Here is a 23,972-nt window from a genome sequence, read left to right as displayed (position 1 = left end):
AGCGGACACATCCGTACTCTCTGACTGCACGGTTACTGCACGATGAGGAGGGCTAGATGGCCGGAACGACACGACGCGGCTGGGGGATGGTTCGCCGCCTCCCGTCCGGGAGGTACCAAGCCTCGTATATCGGACCGGACCTCGCACGGCACAACGCCCCGTCCACGTTCGCGGCCAAGGTGGACGCGGAGGGATGGCTGGGGCAACAACGCCGCCTCGTGGACCTGGGCGTCTGGACGCCGCCGGGAGCGGAGCCGTACGAGGACGGTCACGACAAGCTCACCGTGGCCGTGTACGCGAGGCGGTGGCTCGAGGAGGCCCTGGGCCGCCTTAAACCACGGACCATCGTCCTGTATCGCGGGTACCTGGAGAACCTCGTCCTCCCGGACCTGGGGAGCGTGCCGCTGGCGGAGCTCACCGCTCCGGAGGTCCGGCGGTGGCGGGCCGGACTGGACCCCGCATACCCGACGCGCAACGCGAACGCTTACGCCCTCCTGCGCGGCATCCTGGCCCAGGCGGTGGACGACGAGCTCCTCCCGGCCAACCCGGCCCGGGTCCGTGGCGGGGCCGTGAAGCATCGCAAACACGAGCCGGTGGCCCTCACCGCTGCGGAGATTCGGGCACTGGCCGACGCCCTCCCCAGGCGGTGGGCGGTGGTTGCTCTGCTGGCCGGGCTCGGAGGGCTCCGCATCGGTGAGATACAGGGCCTCCGCCGCCGGGACCTCACCCTCACGGACGCGGAGGTGTCCGTGACCGTCCGGCGGGCGGTGGTCCGCGTGGCGGGGGAGTGGCGGATGGACCGCCCCAAGTCCAGGGCGTCCCTCCGGACCGTGCCGTTGCCTCCCGGTCTCCGTCCGGTCCTCGAGGCGCACCTCCGGGAGTTCGCGGAGCCGGGACGGGATGGCCTCGTGGTCGTGGCGGCGGGCGGGAAGGGCGTCGTCCATCGTGACTCCATCGCGGAGCCGTTCAAGAGGGCGGCGGCGTCCATCGGTCACCCGACGCTCCGGATACACGACCTCCGCCACTCTGCACTCACGTTGTGGGGCAACGCCGGAGCGACCCTGGCGGACCTCATGACGATGGCCGGGCACACGTCCGCGTCGATGGCGGCCCGGTACACGCACTCCACCGCCGCACGGAACGCCGCTCTGGCCGCCAAGGTCTGGGAGCAATAGGCCGGCAGCGCCCAGGTGGAGGCCCTCGTCGGACGTTCCGGCGGGGGGCCTTTGCCTTCCGTAAACGTCGTCATTTGCGTTGCCCACCAACGAGTCCCGCGTACCTCATCGTTGACACCGCCGGACACCGCAGGTACGTTCGCAGTTGTACCGCCCGGGCGGTGCCGGCGGGACTACCCACCCTGGCCGGAACAACACACTTCCCGGACCCCGGTACGAACTCCATACAGGACCACACCGCCGGAACTCGAACAGGTTCCGGCGGACCTACCAGTACGAGGTGGTCCTGTTGTCTTCCCCTACGAAACTTGCTGTCTCCATTGACGAGGCAGCGGCCATGATCGGTGTCAATCCGCGGACTATCCGCCGATACATCGCCGCCGGTCATCTGGCAGCTTTCCGGCTCCCTTCCGGGCGTGCGCTCCGCGTCCCCATCTCTGCCATTGAGTCCCTCGTGAACAGTGGCACCGCCGGAGGTGCGCGACCGTGATTACCTCCACGACCCTGGCCCGGGGCCGCGGTGGCCTTACGGAGACGCTCCGCCGTTCGATCCTGGACGACGCCTCCTGCCACTACTGCGGCACATCCGAACCGTCCCAGGTGGACCATGTGGTCCCGTTCTCCCGCGGCGGGGCCGATGCTCCGGAGAACTACGCGGCGGCGTGCAACCGCTGCAACCTGGACAAGTCCGATATGACCCTGGACGAGTGGGAGCATGACCGGAAGGCACGCGGGGCCTCGTGGCCACCGCCCACCTACGCCATGGCATGTGTTCCGCTCCTGTCAGTTCTCCCGCATTTGGAGCTCCTGGCCGTGGACGCCTTGCGCCGGTCCGCCGATCCCGTGATCGGTGAGCGGATTACGGCGTACGTGAACCTCGTCCACCGCCACGGGTTCGATGACCTCGAACTGGCTTACGCAGCAAACGACGTCATCACGGCCATTCGGTCCATCATTCGAGGCGGTGCGTAGGCCATGCCCACATACGAAAATGGCCCCACCGTTTCCGATGAGGCCACTCCCGCGTTCTGGACGTTGACGGTTGACGAGACCGCCACCAACGACGATACCGCGTATCCGGCGCTCCCCGTGGACCTTCGGGCGGTGGCGTCATGACCTACGAAGTTGTCTTCTCCGCCGCCCTCCGGGCACTGGAAGCGGCGGAGAACGACTACACGAAACTGGACACCGCCCACCTCCGGTTCCTGTACCGGGCCTGGGTACGTGAGGACCCGGGCTTCCCGTACGTCCGGGAGTTCGACACCGCCGCCAACGAGGCATACGAGAAGGCGGAGGGACTGTTCCGCTTCGACTCCCTCCCCACGGAGGGCCAGCGGAACGCCGTCGCCCGGGATATCCAACGGCACCCCGACGACCCCACCGCCTGGAGCAACTCCACGGTGTCCACCCTGGCGTCGTTGGTTCTCCAGCACACCGAACGGGACCGGGAAGCCTTCCCGGACGACCATGACGGTCTCGTGGCGCTGGCGGAGCTCCGGCGGCGTTTCGAGGACCGCTACGGCGTCCTCGTCGCATCCGCGGCCATCCGCCGCCACGAGATGGATGCCCAGAGTGCCCGGGAGGCACACGGTGGGCGTCCCGGGACCTGGGTCCGGAAGGACGGCACCACCGGGTCACGGAAGGACGCCAAGGGAAAGGGCCAGGAAGCCGACGACCGCAACGTCCGCCTGTTCCGGGCCCGGGACCTCACCGCCGCCGAACAACCACGGTGGTTGGCCAAGGGGCGTATCCCCCGGGCGTCCGTGTCCCTCCTCGTGGGAGACGAGGGCATCGGCAAGTCCCTCCTCTGGGTCTGGGTAGCCGCGGCGGTGACGACGGGCAAGCCGTTGCCGGAGTTCGGAGTACCGGCCCGGGAGCCCGGACGAGTTCGCCTCGTCATCACGGAGGACGTGTGGAGTCAGACCGTCCTTCCCCGCCTCGAGGTTGCCGGCGCGGACCTGGACATGGTGGACGTCATCTGTGAGGACGAGGACGGCAGCGGTGCTCCCGTGTTCCCCGATGACATGGAGTACGTCACCGCCGAGCCTCGTCCGGTCCTCGTCGTCGTGGACGCCTGGCTGGACACGGTGCCCGCGAAGTTATCCGTCCGGGACCCCCAGCAGGCCCGCCAGGCCCTCCACCCGTGGAAAGAGGCGGCTACGACGACGGACGCCGCGGTCCTGCTCCTCACGCACACCAACCGCGTGGCCTCGTCCAACGCCCGCGACAAGTACGGAGCGACCGGGGAACTTCGGAAGAAGGCCCGTATGACCCTCTACGCCCAGGAGGACGAGGAGGGCCACCTCGTGGTCGGTCCGGAGAAGTCCAACACGTCCACCAAGGCGGTGGCGTCCGTGTTCGCCATCGACGGCGTGCCGTTCTTCGAGGCCAACGAGGAACACGACGGGACCGTGCCCCGACTCCGCTACGTCGGGGAGTCCGACCGCACCGCCGCCGAGCACATCGTGGCGAACTTCGAGGGCGGAGCGGACGAGTCGATGACGGAGGCGGAGGAATGGCTTCACGACTACCTCACCGCCGCCGCCGGGTGGGTGGCGTCCAAGGATGTGAAGGCCGCCGCCAAGGACGCCGGTATCCGTGAGCGGACCCTCCAACGGGCCGCCAAGCGGGTGGCGTCCATCGCCTCCCGGGAGATGCCCAGACGGACGTTCTGGGCCGCCAAGGCGGTGGCCGCGAAGCTGGACCCCATGGACCCGGACACCGCTCCGGGTACCGACCAGGGGGCGGAATGACTACCACCGCCCTGTCACGTCACCGCCGCTCTATATCCCATGGCGCGATAGCGCAACTGTCTATGACCTGCATATATACCTGTCGCAACTATGACGCGACAGGTGGCACGACAAGGGCCAACGATGGCGCGACAAGGGCGGTGTGGACACCTCGAGTCCGTGACGGACCGACGAGCGGCGGCGCAGTCGTGCCATTTCCGTGGCGTAGTCGCGCCACGAAACACATCACACAAAACTCCAGGTCACGCGCAGTTGCGCCCAGTCGCGCAATTGCGCCAAGTGACACCTCCCCGCACTTCGACTCCCAGAACGGACAACTCGCATGACTACCTACCCGCTCCTCCCTCCCGGCTCCGTCGTCATCCCCGTGGCCATGGACATGTCACTCCTGCACTACACCGACGCCGGGGACCAATACCGCTGTTACTCCGTCGTGGCCATGGCCTCCATCCCGGAGCCCGGCGGCGTCCGCGTGGTCCCCCTCGTCGTCAAGGGCTACCGCATCGTCCGGGCCGACGAGGTGGGCCGTCCGGATCGTTGTCTCATCACGGCAGACGACATCCCGGCCCCGGCCCGTATCGCTCCCGCTACGACCCGGGAGACCGTCCGGTGACCGCGACACTCTGGGGCGGTGAAGGTGGGAAGGCGGCGGACAACGCCCGGGCCGCCGCTTCTCTCCTCCGCCGGACCACCACGCTCCACGACGACCCCGTACCTCCGTGCGTGTCCCGCCCTCACCTGTTCGACCATCACGAGCCCGGGGCCGCCCTCGTGGACGAGATGCCTCGTCTCCTCGAGGCCGAACGCTTCTGCCTCCGGTGCCCGCTTCTCGCCACGTGTGATGCAGTCGCGGACGGGTTCAAGGGCGTGGCGGCGGGCAGGCTCTACGGGTTCCCCCGAGTTGCAGACGGGACCCCGCCCTCGTCCGTCTCGTTCCCGGTATCCAAGCGGAAGGCGGTGGCGTGATGCCTACTCCCGGCCCGGGTCAACGAGCCCTTCCCCGGGTACCGGAGCCCTCCGGAACGTCCGCCAGCGGGCCGGGAGGGAAGGGGACCGCCGATCCGTGGAGGGGACGGCCCTGGACACCGGCCATCGAGGTCGGCGCACGCGGGCTCAGGTTGGGCCCCTGTTTGACCCATCATTTGTACCAACAGGAGGAATTATGACCATCCACGACGACCTCACCAAGGCGGAGGCCACGCTCACGGTCTCCATGGCCCTCTACGCCGCGGCGGTGGGAGATGACGAACGAGTGGCACAACTGGCCGCCCACGATGACCCCGACGTGATCCGCCAGGCGTTCACCATGTTGGCCTCGTGGACCGCGGCGACGGTCCGGGCGGCGGTGGGGTCCCGCTCCGCGACCATCGCGCTTCTGGCGGACTCCGCCGAAGCGGCGTATCTGGAAGCGGCGTACGCGGTCCCGGAGACCGGGGCCCACGCGGTCCTCGAGGACGAGAAGGGAGAACATCATGCGTAAGGGACCCGCACCACGCCCGCCGGCATTGAAGTTGCTCAACGGACGCCGGGAGGGCTACGACTCCGGAGGCCGGAAGGTCAACGCGGGCCCCGGATTCAAGCGGGAGCCTCTGGGACCGCCACCGCCGGACCTGCCCGACGTGGCGGCGGCGGAGTGGGCCTCCGTGGCCCCGGAGTTGGACCGCCTGGAGTTGTCCAAGGCGGTGGACCGGACGTCCTTCCGTGCCTACTGCATGGCCGTCCAGAGGCTCCACGACGCCCAGGCGGAGGTGGACCGCGACGGGCTCACGGTTCCCGGTTCCACGGGCTCCCTCGTGAAGCATCCGGCGGTGGCCATCCTCGAGGCCGCGGAACGGTCCGTGAGGGCCTGGGCCCAGGAGTTCGGGCTCACTCCCTCCGCGGAGGGCCGTATCTCCGCCCAGGCCGTCAACGACGCGGACGAGGGCAACCCGTTCGCGAACGAGGCCACCTCGTAGCCGACGAGGGTAGGAGGGCGGTGGGATAGCGTGTCCCGCCGCCCTTCTCGCGTCACGTGACGTAATGTGGACGACGAGGTACCGGACCCGCCGCCCCGTGGTCCGTGTCGGGACGCCGACGCCAACCGCGGCGGTGGGGACGGTACCGACGAGGCCAGCGGTCACAGTCCGCGGGAGCCGTCCCCGTCCTCGGGGGCCATGACCCGGACCCTCAACCCGTCCGTCTCGGGAAACTCACCAATCCCGTTGGAACGGAACAACTCTGATGAATGCAAAGATCAAGTCCCTTCAGAACGAGGCCCTCAAGCACACCGCCCAGGCCCGCGCCATCGCGGAGAAGGCCCAGGGTGAACGCCGCGACTTCACCACCCAGGAGAAGACGGAGTACGACGCGGCCATGGCCAAGGCCAAGAGCTACCTGGAACAGATCAAGACACTCAAGGCCGACGAGAACATTCTGGCCCAGGCCAAGGCCCTGGCCGCCCAGATCGGGGACCCGGTGGACGAGAGGGGTAACCGTCTCGACGGTTTCGCGGGCGGCGGTGCCACCAAGGCCAAGGGCCGCGTGGGCCTGTCGGGCAAGGCGGGGAAGGAACTGGCCTCCCGTATCGCGGCGGGCATGGTGGACGGCCAGAAGGCCCTCCTGCCCGCCGGTACCGCTCACGCGGGCGTCCCGCTCCTGCCGGAGATCGTGGAACTGGGCCACCCGTCCAATACCCTCCTGGACGCCCTCGTGGCACTTCCGGCCCCGGGACCGACGTTCAAGGCCCTTGTCCAGCGCCAGCGCGACAACAACGCCGCCCCGGTGGCGGAGGGTGACACCAAGCCCACGTCCGTGTTCGGTCTGGAAGAGGTGGAGGTCAACCTCGAGGTCCTGGCCCACATGTCGGAGCCGACGCCGCGGTATTGGTTCGAGGACAACGACGCTCTCCAGGTGTTCGTCCAGGACGAGATGGTCCGCGGCCTCCGTGACGCCCTCGAGGGCCAGGTTCTCACCGGAGACGGCACCCGTCCCAACCTCCAGGGCGTCCTCACCACGTCCGGAGTCCAGGTCCAGAGCTTCACCACGGACGTGGCCCGTTCGGTCCGCTCCGCCATCACGAAGTTGGAGACCGCCGGCCACGAGGACAACCACGTGATCGTTCTCCGTCCGGAGGACTGGGAGGCGGCGGAAACCGCCCGGGCGGAGGGTTCCGGCCAGCTCGAGGCGGTGGCCAATGTGACCCAGCGGGCCCAGCGGACCCTCTGGGGCGTCCCCGTCGTCGTCTCCAACGCCCTCCCCGTGGGGACGGGTCTGGTCATCGACCGGGAGGCCGTCGTCGTCTACTCCGACAACGTGGTGGACGTGCGGTGGAGTGAGACGGTCGCGGACGACTTCCAGAAGAACCTCGTCCGGGCCCGTGTCGAGTCACGTTACGCCGCGGTGGTGTCCAAGCCGCTGGGCGTCGCCCGCGTGGCCACGGTCGCCACGCCGTAACCCAGACCTCCAGGCGTTTGGTCCCCGCCTGGAGTCGCGGTCCCCTGTCACTCCGGGACCGCACACGAGAGGCCCCGTCCGGATGGTTACCGGGCGGGGCCTCTCCTCGTGTTGGGGCGGTGCCTACCGCGTGTAGACCCAGGTGTGGTGCCTGGTCGGAAGCGTCGTCCAGTTGATCCGGACCCCCGCCCCGCCCCTGATCTTCACGGCGAACGACTCCCCCGGATTGACCGGAGCCGGTACGGCGTCCTGGTAGTCGCTCCCGACACCCTGGAGCGTGACTGCCACGGCCCGGTCGTCGGTCGCGTTGGTGAAGCGGAACTTACCGCCGTCGATGGAGACGGCCCACGGTTCGGTGTTCGTCACGCCGTGACCTCCCGCCACTCACCGAACGGCGGTTTGGTGGTGGAGTGAACCCGGGCGGGCCCGTGGGCCGACACCTTCACGTTGTGAACCTTGAACTTCTCGTCCCCGTTGATAACCCACCACCCGACTCCGCGGGCCTCGTCCTTGGCGGCGGCCATGGCCCGCTCCGGGCTCCCTGGCGGCGTCATCGCCACGCCGTGGTATCCCGTCACGGACTCGACGTGGTGGTACTCGTAGTCATCCGAACCGACCGGCTCCCACACACGAATCTCTGCACTCACGTTGTTGTCTCCCCTTGGTTCCTCGTCCGTCCCCGACCCGGGCAGAACTCTACGACTTGTGTCCGTCGGATACACAGAACCCAGGCGACGAATCGGACCGCCTGGCGGCGGGCTCCCCTCGACCTCGAGGAGGACCTAGCGGTCCCGGAGCCTGACTCCCCTTCCCCACCGCGGCCCGGTCACCATGCCCCGTTAGACCGTCACGGCCAGCACCGATAGCCCCGTGCCCTCGAGGACACGCGGCTGGCTGGACCCTCACGACGCCTGGCCAGACTCACCGTGAAGGCGGGCCGTCCGGTTACGGCCATTGCGAGCACCGGGACACGTTGGTTTACGTCGGACGTGCCGAGAAGAACGACGAGGACCCCCGACGCCCATGACAACGGGGCGGTGGGGGTCCGGCTAGCGAACTTCTCGGGCGGAGACGTGAACGGACGCGGAGCGTCCTACGATGGCGGAACGGTTCATGACGGGGCCTACTTCCGTTGTGATCCCAGGCCCCGGGCGGTGTTGCGAGCACCGAACGGGGCCGTTCTTTATGTGGGACAACGGCAGGCTTACTGCACGCGAACTGCACGAGAGGGTGCAGGCGATGGGAGAAACCGCCGTGACCAGCGGTTTCGTTGTGCCCCCGGCAGGATTCGAACCTGCGACACCCGCTTTAGGAGAGCGGTGCTCTATCCCCTGAGCTACGGAGGCGTCCGGCCGGGCGAAGCCGACCTTGGCGCGTTGTGAGTGTAGCCGCCGGGCGCGTGCCGTAACCAAGCGCCCGTTCTCGAGGCTCTCGAGGCCGGGCGTACGACCTGCAGGTTCCCGCCGATTGAGATCAAGGAAAGGTAACACTGGCCTTTCCCTATACCGTTTTGTTACCTTGGGTCGCCAGGAGCGGCCGGGGGGATACCCGGTCGAAGTCGGGACGAAACAAGGGACACACTGTGGGACGCCATCAGCGCACACGCGAAGACGAAGCATTCGACCTCGAGACGATTCGCGTGCCGTCCTCCGGCAAGGGCCGTCACCGCGTCGAGCCCACCGGTACGTCCGCTCCGGTCAAGGCCGCCACCGTCGCCGCTGCCACGGGTGCCTTCTTCGCTGTCGGCTCGCAGATCGGCGCCGGCACCGCTGCCGCGCATCCCGGCCACGACCACGTCCAGGCCGAGGCCCCCGCGCCCAGCCTGCCCTTCGAGCTCCCCGCGGGCCTGCTGCCCGAGGGTGTCGAGATCCCGGCCATCCCCGGCATCACCACCCCGGGCGAGCAGGGCGCACCCGAGCTTCCGGCCGAGGTCACCGGCTTCCTCGATCAGTTCTCGGGTCCCAGCTGGCTCGACCAGCTCAACCCGGCTTCTCCCTCCGCCGTCCAGCCCGTCTCCGGCACCCTCACCTCCGACTGGGGTCCGCGCTGGGGCGCCCACCACGGCGGCATCGACATCGCAGCCCCGATCGGAACGCCCATCAAGTCCGCGGCCAACGGCACGGTCCTCGACGCCGGACCGGCTTCCGGCTTCGGCCAGTGGGTCCGCGTCCTCAACGACGACGGCACCACCGCCGTCTACGGTCACGTGAGCACCTACCAGGTCTCGGCCGGTCAGCGTGTCAACGCCGGCCAGCAGATCGCCACCGTCGGCAACGAGGGCTGGTCCACCGGACCGCACCTGCACTTCGAGGTCTGGGACACCGAAGGCACCAAGATCAACCCGAACGCGTGGCTGAGCGATCGCGGCGTCGTCACCGACTGGGGCGGCTACCGCGCCGTCTGATCCCACCGCAGTGTTCGATCCCACTGCAGTGTTCGATCCCACCCGACGGCACGCCGTCGATCCCACCCGACGGCACGCCGTCGATCCCACCCGCAGCGTGAGCGCGCGCTAGGCTTGGCTCGACAGACCGCGCGCCGACCCGGGGGTTCCATTGGGAGCTGAGATATCCGCACGTTCGTTCACCGGGGAAGACCGGCGGATGTTCCGGAGCAAGGTTCGCGACTGCATGAAGGCGCTCGAGCGGATGCTTCGAGAGGACGTCTTCGTCGACGTGCACTCGTCACCCGAACCACATCTCGGCATGGAGATCGAGTTCAACCTCGTCCGCGACGACATGTCGCCCGCGATGTCGAACCTCGAGGTGCTCCAGGCGATCGACGATCACGCGGTCTTCCAGACCGAACTCGGCCAGTTCAACGTCGAGATGAACGTCGAGCCGCGACGTCTCACCGGCGACGAACCCTTCGAACTCGAAGAGTCGCTGCGGTCGTCGCTGCGGCGCGCCGACGAGCGGATGCACCTGCACGACGCGCAGCTGGTCATGATCGGCATGCTGCCCACGCTCGAACTCGACGATCTCGAACGGGGCCGGATCACCGCCAATCCCCGCTACGAAGCGCTCAACGAGCAGATCTTCGCGGCGCGCGGCGAGGACATCGAACTCGATCTCGACGGTGTGCCGTTGCCCGGCAGCGATGTCGTGGAAACCCTTCGCGCAGACATGAATTCGGTGGTTCCCGAGGCGGCCTGCACGTCCCTGCAGCTGCACCTGCGGATCGCCCCCGAAGATTTCGCGACGCACTGGAACGCCGCCCAGTGCCTGGCCGGAGCGCAGGTCGCGCTCGCGGCGAACTCGCCCTTCCTCGCCGGCAAGGCGCTGTGGCACGAGAGCCGGATCCCGTTGTTCGCGCAGGCCACTGACACGCGTCCGCTCGAACTGCGGAACCAGGGTGTCCGTCCCCGCGTGTGGTTCGGTGAGCGGTGGATCGACTCCGTCCTCGACCTGTTCGAGGAGAACTCCCACTACTTCACGGCTCTCCTTCCGGAGGTCTCGGACGTCGATCCGATGGCCGAACTCGACGCCGGCCGGATTCCCGAACTGCGCGAACTGCAGATGCACAATGGCACCATCTACCGGTGGAACCGGCCCGTCTACGACATCAGCGACGGCCATCCGCACCTGCGCGTCGAGAACCGTGTGCTCCCTGCAGGACCCACCGTCCTCGACACCATGGCCAACGCCGCCTTCTACTACGGGACGCTGCGCGCCCTCACCGACGCCGACGAGCCGCTCTGGCGCGACCTCAGCTTCGACGCCGCCGAGCGGAACCTCGTGCTCGGTGCGAAGTTCGGTCTCGACGCGAAGCTGTACTGGCCGCGCACCGGATGGGTCGGCGCCGACGAACTCGTGCTGCGGTGCCTGTTGCCGCTTGCGCACCAGGGCCTCGAGGCATACGGACTGTCGGCGGCGGTCCGCGACCGCTATCTCGGCATCGTCGAGGGGCGTGCACTGACTCGGCAGACCGGGGCGGCGTGGCAACGACGGCAGGTGGCCCGACGCGAGGCTGTCGGCGAGAACCGTCGCACCGCCCTGCTCGGGATGATGAAGGACTACGTGCAGAACATGGCCTCGGGTACTCCCGCTCACGAGTGGGAGTGACGGCCCTACAGTTGTAGGGTCCGCGTCACGGCCACCGTCGGCTGGACGACGACGCGATCCGCGGGTGGCTCGAAGCCGGCTACTTCGCCGAGATCGTCACCGAGATCGGCGACGCGGACGCCTAGGCGGCTCTCGAGCATGCTCAACGTCAGCTCGACCTCGATCCCGTCGGCGCCGGGAGCCCAGAACAGGAAACCGAAGTCGTCGGACGGTTCGGCGCGGAAGCCGTCCACCGTCGCGCCGTGGACGTGGGCGGTGGTGTTGTCGATCCACAACCCGACAGCCTGGGCGTTCCTCGGTGAGCTCAACCGCAGTCGTATCTTCCGGGCGCTTCCGCCGGTCGTGTCCTCGAGGATCTCGACCTCGGGCGCCTCGAGGTCGGCGACCGGAGCGGGTCCGTGGTACATCGGCCGGTGCTCCCGCCACGGGAAGGCGGTGGGGAGCGATTCGGGACCGGTGGTGAGCAGCCCTTCGCTCCAGTCGGATCTCGGGCCGTCCGGCGATCCCCACACCGCGGCACCCCGATCGGCGTCGAGCGAGTACCAAAGGTATTCCTGCCGGGGATCGGTCGCCCCGTCCCGGTTGAGGTAGCCGGCGAGCAGCGTGCCCACCACGACGATCGCGATCGTGCCGGTCGCGGAGACGACGAGCCCGCGGCTGGTCGACGCGAACGGCTCGCACAGCGGGAGTACCGCGGCGAACGTGAATGCAACGAACAGACCGGCCACCGGTGCCCCGTAGAGGAGTCCGGCGTCGAACGACACCAGCACGGCGGGCAGGCCGAAGATCAGCGAGCCGAGCGCGCCGAGGGCGATCGCGACGAGCGGCCACACCGTGTCGTCCTGTGGGAGAAGCAGCGCCACCAGCAGACCCAGCGCCGTCGGCAGGACGAGTACGAGCATTGTCAGCGGCACACCGGCGAAGGGGATACCGGCGAGAGCGAGCACCGCGACGAGCGTGAACGCTCCGCACGTGAGCGCGGCGGCCGGACGGCCGCGACCCCACCACGATCGCGCGACCAGCAGTACACCAAGGGCCGCGACGACCGCCGCGAACTGGAAGACACCCGGCCGGTAGGGCTCGTCGGCGACCGGCGCGGCCATGCCCGGATCGACGGTCTGCACGATCCACCACGGCAGCCACGCTGCGCCCGCCGCGAGGACGGCGGCGAGCAACGACACGGCCACGGCAGCGCCGGCCTGCCAGGCCGACGTCTGGCCGCGGCGCACCCGCAGCACGACGATCGCCCCCACGACGCCTGCCAGCACGATCGCCCCGACGACCTCGGCCCACCGCGGCGCGTGGAGCAGTCCCCAGGGCGCGGTCGTCACGACCTGGTCGCCGCCGTCGCCGACGGTCGCGAGATCGGATCCGGCGAGCGTGCGGGCCGTCGCGAGGGAGGTGTCGCCCATGTGCTGCAGTGACGTCCGGCTGAGACGGTCGGGGGTGTCGAGAGGGCTATGGTAGTACGCCGAGCCCGCGGAGATCGCGGTGTCGAGGGCGTGGTGGCCGTGCTCGGCGAAGCGGCGGTAATCGGTGTCGTTCGGCAGCGCCTCGAAGATCAGTTCGGTGAGGGAGTCCGCGTTCGCGCCCGGTGCCCCCGCCAGACTGTCGATCAGGACGCCGTTCGGTGAGGTGATCCGGAAGGTCGTCGGCGTACCGGCGTTCCCGCGCGCCTCGTGGTTGAGCACGACGACCGGACCTGCCCGGACGGACTCCGTGCCCACGAACCGGTGGGCGCCGAGCAGACCGTTCTCCTCACCGTCGGTGAGCAGGACGACGACGTCGTTCCGCGAGGGAGGACCGGACTCGATGGCACGAGCGACCTCGATGACCGTGCCGACGCCGATCCCGTCGTCGCTCGCGCCGGGGGAGCCCCGGACCGTGTCGTAGTGCGCGGCGAGCACGACGGTGCCGGTGGGATCGGTACCGGCTCGGGTCGCCACGATGTTCTGCACGCGGGCACCGCGCTGGGTCGCCTCACCGGACCGCGCCATCCATCCGACGCCGGAGTCGACGCGGGTGGACCACCCGAGATCCTCCAGGGCTGCGACGAGATGGTCGCGGGCGGCGGCGTGGGCGGTCGACCCGGGCGGTCGTGGGCCGGTGGCGATCGCGTCGATGTGTTCACCGGCGCGGGCGGCGCTGAAGACATCGGCGGGTGCATCGGTTCCGAGCGGCTCGTCGGACGCGGGGAACAGCGCGACGAGGCCCGCCACGAGAAGGACTCCGATCAGCGCGAGGACACTGCTACCCAGTGCCTGGAATCGGCTACGCGGGGACGGGGCCGGGTGGCGAACAGCCGCGGCGGAGTCCATGGGTGCAGCCTAGCCGCGAATGCAGCGGTGCCCCGGCAGACTCGGCCGGGGCACCGCGATCGGATCAGGAGGCAGGCGCCCAGCTGTCGGGCCCGAACACCTCGTAGTGGATGTTCTCGGCCGGGACGTTGCGCTCGATCAGGGCCTCGCGCAGCGAGAGCATGAACGGCAGCGGGCCGCACAGGTAGGCCTGGGTCTTCGGATCGAGCGGCAGATCGGAGATGTCGGCACGTCCGACGCGGACCGTCTCGAGCGGCCGGCGGTTGCCGAGGTCCTCGTACCAGCGGTACAGCTGGGCCGACGGGATCTTCTCGGCAAGGGTCTCGAGCTCGCGGCGGTGGGCGTGGCTCGCGACCGACCGGTCGGCGTGCAGGACCGCGACGGGACGCTCGTCGCCGACGCCGGCGAGATGATCGAGCATGCCGATCATCGGGGTGCATCCGATGCCGGCGGACGCCAACAGGATCGGGGTGTCGTCCTCGGTGAGTACGAGATCGCCGAAGGGAGTGGTGACTTCCAGCTCGTCGCCCTCGAAGATGTTGTTGTACAGGAAGTTCGACACCTCACCGGCGGGAAGCACGGTGCCGTCGGGTGCGGTGGTCTCCAGGACCCGCTTGACGGTGATACGCCAGTCGCCCTTCGCGGGTGCGCTCGACAGGCTGTACTGACGGATCTGGCGGGCGCCGTCGGGGAGGCGGACGCCGACCGAGAGGTACTGGCCCGGACGGAAGGTGGGCAGCGGGGAACCGTCGAGCGAGGTGAGCACGAACGAGACGGTGTCGGCGGACTGGTGGACGCGGTCGGCGACGCGGACGGTGCGCCAGACGTCGCCGGCCTCGACACCTGCGGCCCGGTACAGATCGGCCTCCATCGAGATGAGGGTATTGGCCATCAGCCAGTACAGCTCGTCCCACGCCTTCGCGACTTCCGGAGTCACTGCCTCTCCGAGGATTTCGACGATCGCCTCGAAGAGGTGCTTGTGGACGATCCAGTACTCGTCGGGCTTGATGCCGAGCGAGGCGTGCTTGTGGGCGATGCGGGACAGGATCGCCTCGACACGGGCGGGATCGGGATCGAGCTGGAGCGTCGCGAAGGCCGCGATCGATCCGGCGAGTGCCTTCTGCTGCTCACCCTGCTTCTGGTTGCCGCGGTTGAACAGATCGCGTTCGAGCTCGGGATGGGCGGCGAACATCTTGCTATAGAACAACGGGGTGATGTCGCCGATGGCGGCTCCCACCGCCGGGAGGGTCGCGGCGATGACGTCCTTGGATTCGGGTGAGAGCGGCATGGTGTGTCTCCTCGTGTGTGTCGTGACGGGCTGCACCGGCAGCCTCGCCGTGGGTCAGCGGCCGGTGGGTGGTTCGAGGGTGAGCAGGACCGGACCGGCGTCAGGGGTCGCCAGGTCGGCGATCGTGACGTCGTCGAGAGCGGCGTAGAAGGCGTCCTGTGCGGTACGCAGCTTCGAGCGCAGGTTGCAGCCGTGACGCAGGGGGCACGGCTTCGCTCCTTCGCACTCGACGACTTCTTCTTCACCTTCGAGGGCTCGGGTGAGCCATCCGAGGCTCGCCGTGCGGCCGAGTTCGGTGACGGTCAGGCCTCCGCCGCGTCCGCGGCGGGTGGCCACCACCCCGAGCTCGCCGAGTCGGGCGACGACCTTCGTCGTATGTGCGTACGACAGATCGAGCTGGTTTGCAATCGTTCTGGTACCAGGCATACTCCCCGCCGGGCCGGCGACGAGATGCATCACAACTCTCAGTCCGAGATCGGTGAACCGGGTGAGTTGCATGGCCCTACGCTAGTAAATTCGCATTCGCGATGACAATTTTATGTGACGCACATCGCTGTCGATGGAATGCATTGCCACCGAAGGAATCCCGATGTGATGACCAAAGTCCGTATCCGGACGTACCGGATCCGACTAGCCTCACGGACGTGAAACCTCTCGGTGAAGCACCCCGCGACCACAACCACGTAACCGTCGGTGCCGACGGTTCCCCGGCCTCCGAGCGGGCGGTGAGGTGGGCTGCCGCCACCGCGGCCGGCCGGAAGATCCCACTGCATCTCGTCCACGCGGTGGACTTCGCACCCTCGGGTTGGACAAAACTTCCCTTCTTCCGCCCCTCGCAGGTCTTCGAATGGAGCGAGGCCGAGGCTCAGGCACTCCTGAAGGAGGCTGCAGAGACCGCCGAGGCGGTGGCGCCGAACCTCGAGATCACCGCCGAGCTCGCCCTCACCGGAAGCGCCAAGTGGCTCGTCGAACTGTCCCGCACGTCGCGCATGATCGTCCTCGGGGCCACCGGCAGCACCAAGATGGGGGAGGCCTTCCTCGGTTCCACCCCGGTCTCCGTCGCCGGTCATGCCGAATGCCCGGTCGTCGTGGTGCGGGGACCGGAAGGGCCCGTCCCCGACGAGCGACCCGTCGTCGTCGGCGTGGACGGCAGCCCCGCGAGCCGCCAAGCGGTCGATCTGGCGTTCGAGGAGGCATCCTGGCGCAGGGTCGACCTCGTCGCCGTCCACGTCTGGAGCGACCTGAAAGTCGGGGAGATCGACGAGTCGCCCCTCGACTTCGATCCCCGCGCGTTCGAGGAGTACGAGCACTCCCTGCTGTCCGAGTGCCTCGCGGGCTACGGCGAGCGCTATCCGGACGTGACGGTCCACCGGAAGGTCTACGTCGACGGCCCCCGCGCCCATCTGCAGTCCTGGAGCGAGAAAGCCCAGCTGGTCGTGGTAGGGACTCGCGGCAGGGGAGGCTTCAAGGGGATGGTGCTCGGTTCTACCGGAAACGCGCTCATGCGCGAGGCGCGCTGCCCGGTGATGGTGGTGCGACCGGTCACCTCCTGACGGCGGTAGTGTGCGGGGCACATGGACGATCGCGCCCCCGAACGGGGGTGTGCAGCAGGGACGAAGGTGGCGCATGCGCATCGGGATGGGACTGAACTACAGCGGAGGTTTCGCGGAGACCGCGGCGGAGGTGGCCGACCTGGAGAAGGCCGGCCTCGACATCGTGTTCGTACCCGAGGCCTATTCGTTCGATGCGGTGAGTCAGCTCGGCTATCTGGCGGCGAAGACCTCCCGGGTCGAACTCGCCTCCGGCATCCTCCAGTTGTTCACCCGGACACCGACGCTCACTGCCATGACGGCGGCCGGTCTGGACTTCGTCTCCGACGGCCGATTCGTGCTCGGTGTCGGCGCGTCGGGCCCTCAGGTCATCGAAGGTTTCCACGGCGTTCCCTACAACGCGCCGCTGGGTCGCACCCGCGAGATCGTCGACATCTGCCGGCAGGTGTGGCGCCGCGAGAAGGTGGACCACCAGGGCAAGTACTACCAGATCCCGCTGCCCGAAGACCGCGGCACCGGACTCGGCAAGCCGCTGAAGATCATCAACAAGCCTGTGCGCGAACGTATCCCGATCATCATCGCGTCGCTCGGCCCGAAGAACGTCGAGATGACCGCCGAGATCGCCGAGGGCTGGCAGCCGCTGTTCTATTACCCGGAGAAGGCCGCCGACGTGTGGGGCGAATCGATCGCGAAGGGCAAGGCCAAGCGCGATCCCGCACTCGGCGACCTGCAGATCTACGCGCAGACCCCGCTCGCCATCGGCGACGACGTCGACCACATGCTCGACTGGGTCCGGCCCATGGTCGCGCTGTACGTCGGCGGCATGGGCGCCAAGGGCAAGAACTTCTACAACGACCTCGCGATCCGCTACGGCTACGCGAAGGAAGCCGAGACCATCCAGGAGCTCTACCTGGCCGGCAAGAAGGAGGAGGCGGCCGCGGCGGTGCCCGTCGAACTGCTCCGCTCGATCTCCCTGATCGGTTCGGAGGGCTTCGTGCGGGAGCGAGTCGCTGCCTTCGCGGAGGCCGGGGTCACCACCCTCAACGTCACCCCCTTCGCGGCCGACACCGCAGGTCGTGTGCGACTGATCGAACAGCTGCGGCAGATCTGCGGCTGACCCACCGAGAAAGGTTCCTCGTGCGATGACCGAGAACAAGCCGATCGTCGTGGCCGTCGACGGATCCGACGCGTCCACGACCGCGGTGCACTGGGCGGCACGGACGGCTGCGATCCGCGGCCTGCCGTTGCGCATCGTCACCGTCGTGCACATCCCCGCCTTCTACTACTCCGAGCCCTACCTCGCGCAGAGCTTCCACGAGGAGATGAAGGCGACGGCCCGCGACCGGCTCGACAACGCGGCCGTGCTCGCCCGGCAGATCATCGACGAGAACCGTCACGGGAACGTCGAGATCACCACCGAACAGCTCGAAGGCAAGGTCGTTCCCACGCTCATCGCACAGGCCGAGCACGCCGACCGGCTCGTCGTCGGCTCGCGCGGCCTCGGCGAGGTGAAGGGCCTGCTCGCCGGTTCGGTCTCCACGGCGGTCGTCTCGCACGCGACGGCGCCCGTCGTCGTGGTGCGGGGCCGCACCTTCGACGGTGCGCCGCCGACAAAGGGGCCCGTCGTCGTCGGTGTCGACGGCTCGGTCTCGTGCCGCGACGCGGTGGAGGTCGCGTTCGAGGAGGCATCCGCACGCGGCGCGACGCTCGTCGCGGTGAACGTGTGGAGCGACGTGAGCGTCCAGCCCTCGCTCGGCGCCGTCCCGGAGGACCCGCACTGGAGCCGGATCCAGACCGGTGAGGAGATCGTGCTCGCCGAACGTCTCGCCGGATACCAGGAGCGGTACCCGGACGTCACCGTCGAACGTGTCGTCGCCCGCGACCGGCCGGTGCGAGTGCTCAGCGAATACGCCGAGGCCGCACAGCTTCTCGTGGTCGGAACCCGCGGACGCGGCGGCTTCAAGGGGTTGCTGCTCGGCTCCACGAGCAACGCGCTGATCCAGACCGCGGACTGCCCGGTCCTCGTCGTCCGGTCGAAGCAGACCGAGGACTGATCCCGGACGAGGGAGCGATGCGAGGCGTCACCCGAAGTCGTCGACGCCCCGCTCGCGCAGTTCCCTCCACGCGTCGGCCGGATGCACGCCGCGGCTGATCGCGCCGTTCTCGATGAGCACCCCGAGCATCTGCGAGAGTACGAACGCGACGTCCTCGACGCGCCCGCACTCGTAACGGGCGGACAGCCACCCGGAGACGTTGCCGGCCTTGGCGGCCTGCGCCATGTCCAGGGCTGTGCGGAACAACTCGCGGGTCGGATCGTCGATCGGCTGCTCGGTCGGTGCACTCATCGTCGCTTCACTCTCCCGTTTCTTCAGAAACCCACACGCAGGACGACCAGCGGAACGACCGTCAGGTCGAGCATCTCGGCCAGGCGCGACCCGGCGTCCTCCACCCGCAGGGGATGCGTCAGTACCGATGCCGACAATCGCGCGTCGATCGCCGCCAGCCAGCACCGTTCGACGGCCGCGCCCACCCAGATCAGATCGGCCGGTGAGGTCGACGGTGCGGAGAACAGCAGCACCGACTCGCGCGCGATCGCCGATGCCAGCGCATCGACGTCCGGGATCCCTGTCGTGACCAGGGCTTCGCCCGCCGCGCCCTTCCCATCGAGGGTCGCACTCCACGTGGTGACCACCTCGGAGTTGCCGCGCGGCTGCCAGTGGGAGGTCCACGAGAACATCTCGCGCTGATAGTGCGGATGACGTCGGCAGGCCTCCGCCGCATAGGCGAGCACCTGCGCCAGGGCGACGGCCTCGTCGGCGGCGAGCAGACGCACGTCGACGTCGGGTATCTCCCCGGCCGCGGCGACGACGTCGGCGAGCGTCTCCGTCGGCACCGGGATGTCGGTGAACGATTCGCGATGGCTGCGCCGATGCGAGATGGCGGCGTACAACCGTAGGTCGCGGCTGCTCGGGGTACCCGAGCCGAGCGTCTCGATCCGGGCGATGAGCTCCGGACGTTGCGGATCGGGCAGCACGGAGGTGCGCGATCTGTTTCCGAGGACTCGGATCGCGAGTTCGAGGTTGGTGAGGGCCGCGCCGCACGAGATCAGCCGGTCGACACGCAGCGGGTCCGGGCCCGGCTCGGCGAATTCGAGGCGTTCCTCGAGTTCGGCGCTGTGATCGGGCAGGCGCAGATTCCATGGTTGCGTGTCGTGCACGGAGGGTGCTTCCACCACCGCACGTGCGATGATCTCGGTGTCGCCGAGCGACCAGGTTCCGGCATCGACTGTCACGACATCCTCCTCGTCGGCTCGTTCGTCCCGCATGTTCGCTTCTACGTTCAGCGTCTCCCGAGCAGCGTCCGCGGGGGAGGGGGAGAAGGTCCTGATATGGATGTCGAACGGCCCCGCGGACGTGGGTATCGCGGTACACCTGGGACAATGACGGGACAGCATGTCAACGAAAGGTGCCCGAGATGACCCGCGTGTTCCTCGTCGACGATCACGAGATCGTGCGGCGCGGCCTGGTGGATCTGCTGAGCAGCGTGCCCGACTTCACCGTCGTCGGTGAGGCCGCCTCGGTTGGGGAGGCCCTGGCCCGTGTGCCCGAGAGCGGTGCCGACGTCGCGGTGCTCGACGTGCGGCTTCCCGACGGCAACGGTGTCGAACTGTGCCGCGAGCTGCGTACCCGCATGCCGGGTCTGCGCGCTCTGATGCTCACCTCGTACGCCGATGACGAGGCACTCTTCGACGCGATCATGGCGGGTGCCTCCGGGTTCGTGCTCAAGCAGATCCTCGGCACCGACCTCGTCTCGGCGATCCGCACCGTCGGCGAGGGCGGCTCGTTGCTGGACAGCCGCGCCACCGCCGCCCTCATGGAGCGGATCCGGGCGTCGCGCACGGCCGATCCGCTGGCCGAGCTGTCGGAGCAAGAACGCGCCGTCTTCGAACTCATCGGTGAGGGCCTGACCAACCGGGAAATCGCCGAACGGCTGTTCCTCGCGGAGAAGACTGTGAAGAACTACGTCTCGCGGCTGCTGGCGAAGCTCGGCATGCAGCGCCGCACGCAGGCCGCGGTGCTCGCCACCGAGCTGCGCAACGAGCGCGGCAAGCCGACGTCCTAACCCGATGCGGGCGGGACCCGTTCCGTCAGAGCGGGACCGCCCACAGCACCCGGGTGCCGCGCGGGTGGGCCGGACCGATCTCGCACGACCCGCCGCACTGCACGGCGCGCCGCTCGAGGTTCGCCAGCCCGCTGCGGCGAGGCATGTCGGGCAGACCCGTGCCGTCGTCGAGGATCTCGATCCGGAAGTCGTCCTGAACCGAGACCGACACCGAGATGTTGTCGGACTGGGAATGGCGCAGCGCGTTGCTCAGCCCTTCGCGGAGCACGGCCTCCGCGTGTGGGTGGATGCGCATCGGCACCAGCGTGTCGATGGGTCCGACGAACTGCACGTTGGGCGCCACCGAGGAGTGGATGCTCAGATCGCCCACGACGTCCAGCAACCTCCGGCGCAGACTGTTCGACGCCGCCGCGCCGGTGGTGTGCAGATCGAATATGGTCGTGCGGATCTCGCGCACCGTCCGGTCGAGCTGCTCGATCGCGTGGCGGATCACCTCCACCACGCGTGCGGTGTCCGCCCCGTCCGCGGTCGCGCTCTGCAAGCTCATACCCGTGGCGAACAGGCGCTGGATGACGTTGTCGTGCAGGTCCTGTGCGATGCGATCGCGATCGGCCAGCACGTCGAGCAACCGCTTCTTGCGTTGCTGTTCGGCGAATTCGAGGGCCACGGCCGCGAGGTTCGCCATGGATTCGAAGCGGGCCACGTCCTCGTCGTCCCACGGTTCGGTACCGGCCTCGCGGGTCGCGACGAGCACACCCGTGACCGTCGACGTCGCCGACAGCGGCAGCACCACCGCGTGTCCTTCGTCGCCCTGCTCCATCGGTGGCAGTCCCTCGAGGGTATCGAGGTGCATCGGCTGCCTGCTCTTGAGCGCTTTCAGCACAGGCGATCCGGTGAGATCGAAACGCTTGTCCTTCCCGCACGGCGCCGCGGGGGACGCGGCCTGCAGGCGGCCGTGGTGGCCGTCGACGAGCATCACATAGGCGCCCGCACACCGGGCGAGTTCGCGGACCTGGCCGGTGAGCATCGACAGCGTCTCGTCCACCGACCCGCCCATCAGCAGCCGGGAGTTGATGGATGCCATTGCGGTAAGCCATCTCTCGCGGTCGAGGGAGCCCTCGAACAGGCGCGCGTTCTCGACGGCCACACCGGCGGACATCGCGAGCACCTTGAGGATCACCTCGTCCTCTTCGGTGAACTCGGGTGCGCCCAGCTTCTCGGTGAGGTAGATGCTGCCGAAAACCTTGCCGCGCACCATGATCGGAGTTCCGAGGAAGCTCTTCATGGGCGGATGGTTGGGCGGGAAACCGATGGAGGCGGAATGCTTCGACAGGTCGCCGAGACGGACCGGCCGGGGATCGTTGATGAGCAGACCGAGGATGCCCCGGCCCTCGGGCAGATGGCCCATCACCTCGCGCTGCGTCGGATTGATCCCGACGTACACGAACTCCGACAGGCCACCGTCGGCGGCGCGCACGCCGAGCGCGCCGTAGCGGGCGTCGAGAAGGGCGGTCGCGGCGGAGACGATGCGCTGGAGCATGGAGTCGAGTTCGAGACCCGATCCCACGACGAGCACCGCTTCGAGCAGTCCGCGCAGGGTCGTCGGGGCGTCGACGGAATCGTCGAGCCGGTCGCGGAGCTCGGCGAGCAGCGTGTCGATGGCGACGTCGGTGGGTTCGATCATGACTTCTTCTCTTCCAGCAGGTGCAGCGCCGCGGACACGGCGGATTCCGAGGGATCCGTCTTCGCGCGGCTCAGGTCGTGTGCGGCCCCGGTGACCTCGATGACAGTCGTGGCCGCGGGCAGGAGATCGAGTGCCTCCCGCAGTTCGTCGAAGGTACCGAAGGGGTCGCGGTCGCCGTGGACGAACACCGTGGGCACCGAGATCTTCGGCAGGTGCTCGGTGCGCAGCTTCTCCGGCTTGCCCGGGGGATGGAGAGGATAGGACAGCAGGACGAGGGCGTCGGCGATGCCGGGTTCGTCGGCCGCGAGCATCGACGTCTGCCGGCCGCCGTAGGAGACGCCGCCGAGCAGTAAGGGCCCGGACACGCGGTCGCGCAGCTCCGCGGCCGCGGCGGACACACCCTCGCGGTCCTCCGCGGCGCGGGACGGCTGCGGGGGTCCCTTGGGCTTGCGACGGCGGAACGGCAGGTCGTAGCGCAGGGCGAGGAAGCCGGCATCGGCGAACCGGGAGCACATCAGCTGCAGGATCCGGGCGTCGCAGTTGCCGCCGGCGCCGTGCGTCAACGCGACGGCACCCCGCGGACTGCCCTCGGGAAGATGCAGGTGACCGGCCACGGTGCCGGTGTCCAGCGGTTCGACATTCACACCGATACGGTAACCGCCGCGTCGGCGACGGCACCGGTGACGAAGCCGTAGACGCTCTTGTGGAGGACGTCGATCGCCAGCTCGGAACGGGGCCACGTTTGCGGGGGTGCTCCCACGCCGGTCGCGTTCTCGAGGATCTGGTCGTTGGTCAGACGGACGACGGTGAACTTCGACGATGCGAGCGGCCCCCGCAGGCCCACCTCGGCCATGACCGAACGCAGGACGCCGAGGGCGATATCCTGCCCGAAGTGCATCGCCCAGTTCAGGGCGGTCGAGCGCTGTCCGGCCGATTCCGAGGCGCCCGTCAACCGTGCGAGTACGCGGCCCGGCACGTGGGAGTTCGGTCGCCCGGTGACGGCCTGCTCGATCTTCTCCCCGATGGTCATGGCGGCCACGCCGGCCGCACCGGCGACCAGGCCTGTGGCCCTGGCTGTCGTGCTCGCCGTCCGCTGGTACGGCGGGATGGGGCGGGCCCGAGCACGGGCGGTCACCGTCGGTCGCGCTCGACCGGCCGTATGAGCCGTACCCACATGCGGTGCAGCATCGCGGCGAACACCGCGACCCAGGCCGCCACCGCGACCCACAATTCGGCGGCGCCGATCGCGCCGACCAGTGGCAGATCGTCGGCGCGACCCAGATACATCCCCGCGATCGCGTACATGCCGAGCGGGAAGACGATCGACCACAGGGACGAGTCGTAGTCCAGCCGCACCCGGTGGACGCGGTGTCGCCACCAACCGGCCGCGACGAGCGGGGGGAGCAGCCACGTCGCGAAGACCCAGATGACGACGGCGAGGCCCGCGATCAGTCCGCGGGTCGCGTCGACCATCGGTGCGTCGTCCATCTCGACGATCCGTGAACCCGCCACGACGGTGATCGAGCACGCTCCCATCGACACCCAGTAAGGGGCTCTCCGCATTTGAGCGGGGCGTGTGCTGATTC

At 68.7% G+C, this 23,972-nt stretch carries 26 protein-coding genes and 1 tRNA gene; 15 read left to right on the top strand and 12 right to left on the bottom strand.

The features are described 5' to 3' along the window. Nucleotides 1–56: 56 nt before the first annotated feature. From AC6CID_RS19780 to AC6CID_RS19740, 9 genes are all read left to right on the top strand, one after another. The gene (locus AC6CID_RS19780; protein WP_498354344.1) at nucleotides 57–1,175 is read left to right on the top strand and encodes a tyrosine-type recombinase/integrase; all 1,119 of its coding nucleotides are present in this window, start codon (nucleotides 57–59) and stop codon (nucleotides 1,173–1,175) included. Between the two features lie 280 nt (nucleotides 1,176–1,455). Beyond that, the gene (locus tag AC6CID_RS19775; protein ID WP_498354343.1) at nucleotides 1,456–1,665 is read left to right on the top strand and encodes a helix-turn-helix domain-containing protein; all 210 of its coding nucleotides are present in this window, start codon (nucleotides 1,456–1,458) and stop codon (nucleotides 1,663–1,665) included. Next, the gene (locus AC6CID_RS19770; protein WP_268655610.1) at nucleotides 1,662–2,147 is read left to right on the top strand and encodes an HNH endonuclease; all 486 of its coding nucleotides are present in this window, start codon (nucleotides 1,662–1,664) and stop codon (nucleotides 2,145–2,147) included. Before AC6CID_RS19775 ends, AC6CID_RS19770 begins: the two co-directional genes overlap by 4 nt. 140 nt (nucleotides 2,148–2,287) lie before the next feature. Beyond that, complete coding sequence (locus AC6CID_RS19765; protein WP_498354342.1) at nucleotides 2,288–3,928, top strand: AAA family ATPase; 1,641 nt, start codon at nucleotides 2,288–2,290, stop codon at nucleotides 3,926–3,928. Nucleotides 3,929–4,250: 322 nt separating this feature from the next. Next, nucleotides 4,251–4,541 carry a hypothetical protein gene (locus AC6CID_RS19760; RefSeq protein ID WP_498354341.1) on the top strand — a complete coding sequence of 97 codons (291 nt, stop codon included), beginning with the start codon at nucleotides 4,251–4,253 and terminating at the stop codon, nucleotides 4,539–4,541. Then, on the top strand, nucleotides 4,538–4,894 hold the full coding sequence (locus AC6CID_RS19755) for a hypothetical protein (RefSeq protein WP_498354340.1): 357 nt from the start codon (nucleotides 4,538–4,540) through the stop codon (nucleotides 4,892–4,894). The genes AC6CID_RS19760 and AC6CID_RS19755 overlap by 4 nt, the downstream gene beginning before the upstream one ends. 196 nt (nucleotides 4,895–5,090) lie before the next feature. Then, nucleotides 5,091–5,408 carry a hypothetical protein gene (locus tag AC6CID_RS19750; protein ID WP_498354339.1) on the top strand — a complete coding sequence of 106 codons (318 nt, stop codon included), beginning with the start codon at nucleotides 5,091–5,093 and terminating at the stop codon, nucleotides 5,406–5,408. Next, nucleotides 5,401–5,883, top strand: a complete 483-nt coding sequence (locus AC6CID_RS19745) for a phage terminase small subunit P27 family (protein WP_498354338.1) — start codon at nucleotides 5,401–5,403, stop codon at nucleotides 5,881–5,883. The genes AC6CID_RS19750 and AC6CID_RS19745 overlap by 8 nt, the downstream gene beginning before the upstream one ends. A gap of 265 nt (nucleotides 5,884–6,148) precedes the next feature. Further along, nucleotides 6,149–7,360, top strand: coding sequence for a phage major capsid protein (locus AC6CID_RS19740; protein WP_498354337.1), 1,212 nt, complete (start codon nucleotides 6,149–6,151; stop codon nucleotides 7,358–7,360). A gap of 123 nt (nucleotides 7,361–7,483) precedes the next feature. Here AC6CID_RS19740 and AC6CID_RS19735 read toward each other — a convergent pair whose 3' ends face one another. The 3 genes from AC6CID_RS19735 to AC6CID_RS19725 form a co-directional block, all read right to left on the bottom strand. Further along, nucleotides 7,484–7,726 (bottom strand): hypothetical protein, encoded by a 243-nt coding sequence (locus AC6CID_RS19735; protein ID WP_498354336.1) that lies wholly within the window; start codon nucleotides 7,724–7,726, stop codon nucleotides 7,484–7,486. Continuing rightward, on the bottom strand, nucleotides 7,723–8,007 hold the full coding sequence (locus AC6CID_RS19730; RefSeq protein WP_498354335.1) for a hypothetical protein: 285 nt from the start codon (nucleotides 8,005–8,007) through the stop codon (nucleotides 7,723–7,725). The genes AC6CID_RS19735 and AC6CID_RS19730 overlap by 4 nt, the downstream gene beginning before the upstream one ends. 626 nt (nucleotides 8,008–8,633) lie before the next feature. Beyond that, nucleotides 8,634–8,706: transfer RNA gene (locus AC6CID_RS19725), tRNA-Arg, on the bottom strand. Nucleotides 8,707–8,942: 236 nt separating this feature from the next. Between AC6CID_RS19725 and AC6CID_RS19720 the strand changes: the two genes are divergently transcribed. Further along, complete coding sequence (locus AC6CID_RS19720) at nucleotides 8,943–9,764, top strand: M23 family metallopeptidase (RefSeq protein ID WP_217580108.1); 822 nt, start codon at nucleotides 8,943–8,945, stop codon at nucleotides 9,762–9,764. 151 nt (nucleotides 9,765–9,915) lie between these two features. Next, complete coding sequence (locus tag AC6CID_RS19715; RefSeq protein WP_217580107.1) at nucleotides 9,916–11,424, top strand: glutamate-cysteine ligase family protein; 1,509 nt, start codon at nucleotides 9,916–9,918, stop codon at nucleotides 11,422–11,424. Nucleotides 11,425–11,429: 5 nt separating this feature from the next. On the opposite strand, the gene AC6CID_RS19710 is transcribed toward AC6CID_RS19715, so the two are convergent. From AC6CID_RS19710 to AC6CID_RS19700, 3 genes are all read right to left on the bottom strand, one after another. After that, nucleotides 11,430–13,742 (bottom strand): M28 family peptidase, encoded by a 2,313-nt coding sequence (locus AC6CID_RS19710; RefSeq protein WP_217580106.1) that lies wholly within the window; start codon nucleotides 13,740–13,742, stop codon nucleotides 11,430–11,432. A gap of 64 nt (nucleotides 13,743–13,806) precedes the next feature. Beyond that, nucleotides 13,807–15,030, bottom strand: a complete 1,224-nt coding sequence (locus tag AC6CID_RS19705) for a globin domain-containing protein (protein ID WP_498354334.1) — start codon at nucleotides 15,028–15,030, stop codon at nucleotides 13,807–13,809. Nucleotides 15,031–15,084: 54 nt separating this feature from the next. Further along, the gene (locus AC6CID_RS19700; RefSeq protein ID WP_064852118.1) at nucleotides 15,085–15,528 is read right to left on the bottom strand and encodes an RrF2 family transcriptional regulator; all 444 of its coding nucleotides are present in this window, start codon (nucleotides 15,526–15,528) and stop codon (nucleotides 15,085–15,087) included. 146 nt (nucleotides 15,529–15,674) lie between these two features. Between AC6CID_RS19700 and AC6CID_RS19695 the strand changes: the two genes are divergently transcribed. From AC6CID_RS19695 to AC6CID_RS19685, 3 genes are all read left to right on the top strand, one after another. Continuing rightward, nucleotides 15,675–16,583 carry a universal stress protein gene (locus tag AC6CID_RS19695; protein ID WP_064852119.1) on the top strand — a complete coding sequence of 303 codons (909 nt, stop codon included), beginning with the start codon at nucleotides 15,675–15,677 and terminating at the stop codon, nucleotides 16,581–16,583. A gap of 73 nt (nucleotides 16,584–16,656) precedes the next feature. Beyond that, nucleotides 16,657–17,697 carry an LLM class F420-dependent oxidoreductase gene (locus AC6CID_RS19690; protein WP_006551568.1) on the top strand — a complete coding sequence of 347 codons (1,041 nt, stop codon included), beginning with the start codon at nucleotides 16,657–16,659 and terminating at the stop codon, nucleotides 17,695–17,697. 25 nt (nucleotides 17,698–17,722) lie between these two features. After that, complete coding sequence (locus AC6CID_RS19685; RefSeq protein WP_217580103.1) at nucleotides 17,723–18,634, top strand: universal stress protein; 912 nt, start codon at nucleotides 17,723–17,725, stop codon at nucleotides 18,632–18,634. Between the two features lie 27 nt (nucleotides 18,635–18,661). Here AC6CID_RS19685 and AC6CID_RS19680 read toward each other — a convergent pair whose 3' ends face one another. Together AC6CID_RS19680 and AC6CID_RS19675 are read right to left on the bottom strand one after the other, a co-directional pair. Then, a complete protein-coding gene (locus AC6CID_RS19680) occupies nucleotides 18,662–18,925 on the bottom strand; it encodes a hypothetical protein (RefSeq protein ID WP_220666717.1) in 264 nt (87 codons plus the stop codon). A gap of 23 nt (nucleotides 18,926–18,948) precedes the next feature. Then, a complete protein-coding gene (locus AC6CID_RS19675; RefSeq protein WP_498354333.1) occupies nucleotides 18,949–19,872 on the bottom strand; it encodes a nitroreductase family protein in 924 nt (307 codons plus the stop codon). A gap of 182 nt (nucleotides 19,873–20,054) precedes the next feature. Between AC6CID_RS19675 and AC6CID_RS19670 the strand changes: the two genes are divergently transcribed. Continuing rightward, nucleotides 20,055–20,702: a response regulator transcription factor gene (locus AC6CID_RS19670; protein ID WP_033096942.1), complete on the top strand. Its 648-nt coding sequence runs from the start codon at nucleotides 20,055–20,057 to the stop codon at nucleotides 20,700–20,702. Nucleotides 20,703–20,727: 25 nt separating this feature from the next. On the opposite strand, the gene AC6CID_RS19665 is transcribed toward AC6CID_RS19670, so the two are convergent. The 4 genes from AC6CID_RS19665 to AC6CID_RS19650 all read right to left on the bottom strand — a co-directional run. Continuing rightward, entirely contained in the window at nucleotides 20,728–22,386 is a 1,659-nt protein-coding gene (locus tag AC6CID_RS19665) for a sensor histidine kinase (protein ID WP_217580100.1), read from the bottom strand. Then, complete coding sequence (locus tag AC6CID_RS19660) at nucleotides 22,383–23,030, bottom strand: alpha/beta hydrolase family protein (protein ID WP_064256938.1); 648 nt, start codon at nucleotides 23,028–23,030, stop codon at nucleotides 22,383–22,385. Before AC6CID_RS19660 ends, AC6CID_RS19665 begins: the two co-directional genes overlap by 4 nt. Further along, on the bottom strand, nucleotides 23,027–23,521 hold the full coding sequence (locus AC6CID_RS19655) for a hypothetical protein (RefSeq protein ID WP_039583964.1): 495 nt from the start codon (nucleotides 23,519–23,521) through the stop codon (nucleotides 23,027–23,029). The genes AC6CID_RS19660 and AC6CID_RS19655 overlap by 4 nt, the downstream gene beginning before the upstream one ends. After that, the coding region (locus AC6CID_RS19650; RefSeq protein WP_498354332.1) for an SLAC1 family transporter at nucleotides 23,518–23,972 on the bottom strand (455 nt) is incomplete at its 5' end. The genes AC6CID_RS19650 and AC6CID_RS19655, both read right to left, overlap by 4 nt.

The organism is Rhodococcus sp. GQ147 (genome assembly GCF_059759155.1).
This window is presented reverse-complemented; position numbering and strand designations above follow the sequence as displayed.

Excerpts from the sequence above, each read along its gene's own strand:
- AC6CID_RS19780 (WP_498354344.1), top strand. The coding sequence starts at position 57 with ATGGCCGGAACGACACGACGCGGCTGGGGGATGGTTCGCCGCCTCCCG.
- AC6CID_RS19765 (WP_498354342.1), top strand. The coding sequence starts at position 2,288 with ATGACCTACGAAGTTGTCTTCTCCGCCGCCCTCCGGGCACTGGAAGCG.
- AC6CID_RS19760 (WP_498354341.1), top strand. The coding sequence starts at position 4,251 with ATGACTACCTACCCGCTCCTCCCTCCCGGCTCCGTCGTCATCCCCGTG.
- AC6CID_RS19750 (WP_498354339.1), top strand. The coding sequence starts at position 5,091 with ATGACCATCCACGACGACCTCACCAAGGCGGAGGCCACGCTCACGGTC.
- AC6CID_RS19745 (WP_498354338.1), top strand. The coding sequence starts at position 5,401 with ATGCGTAAGGGACCCGCACCACGCCCGCCGGCATTGAAGTTGCTCAAC.
- AC6CID_RS19740 (WP_498354337.1), top strand. The coding sequence starts at position 6,149 with ATGAATGCAAAGATCAAGTCCCTTCAGAACGAGGCCCTCAAGCACACC.
- AC6CID_RS19710 (WP_217580106.1), bottom strand. The coding sequence starts at position 13,742 with ATGGACTCCGCCGCGGCTGTTCGCCACCCGGCCCCGTCCCCGCGTAGC.
- AC6CID_RS19705 (WP_498354334.1), bottom strand. The coding sequence starts at position 15,030 with ATGCCGCTCTCACCCGAATCCAAGGACGTCATCGCCGCGACCCTCCCG.
- AC6CID_RS19700 (WP_064852118.1), bottom strand. The coding sequence starts at position 15,528 with ATGCAACTCACCCGGTTCACCGATCTCGGACTGAGAGTTGTGATGCAT.
- AC6CID_RS19690 (WP_006551568.1), top strand. The coding sequence starts at position 16,657 with ATGCGCATCGGGATGGGACTGAACTACAGCGGAGGTTTCGCGGAGACC.
- AC6CID_RS19685 (WP_217580103.1), top strand. The coding sequence starts at position 17,723 with ATGACCGAGAACAAGCCGATCGTCGTGGCCGTCGACGGATCCGACGCG.
- AC6CID_RS19680 (WP_220666717.1), bottom strand. The coding sequence starts at position 18,925 with ATGAGTGCACCGACCGAGCAGCCGATCGACGATCCGACCCGCGAGTTG.
- AC6CID_RS19670 (WP_033096942.1), top strand. The coding sequence starts at position 20,055 with ATGACCCGCGTGTTCCTCGTCGACGATCACGAGATCGTGCGGCGCGGC.
- AC6CID_RS19665 (WP_217580100.1), bottom strand. The coding sequence starts at position 22,386 with ATGATCGAACCCACCGACGTCGCCATCGACACGCTGCTCGCCGAGCTC.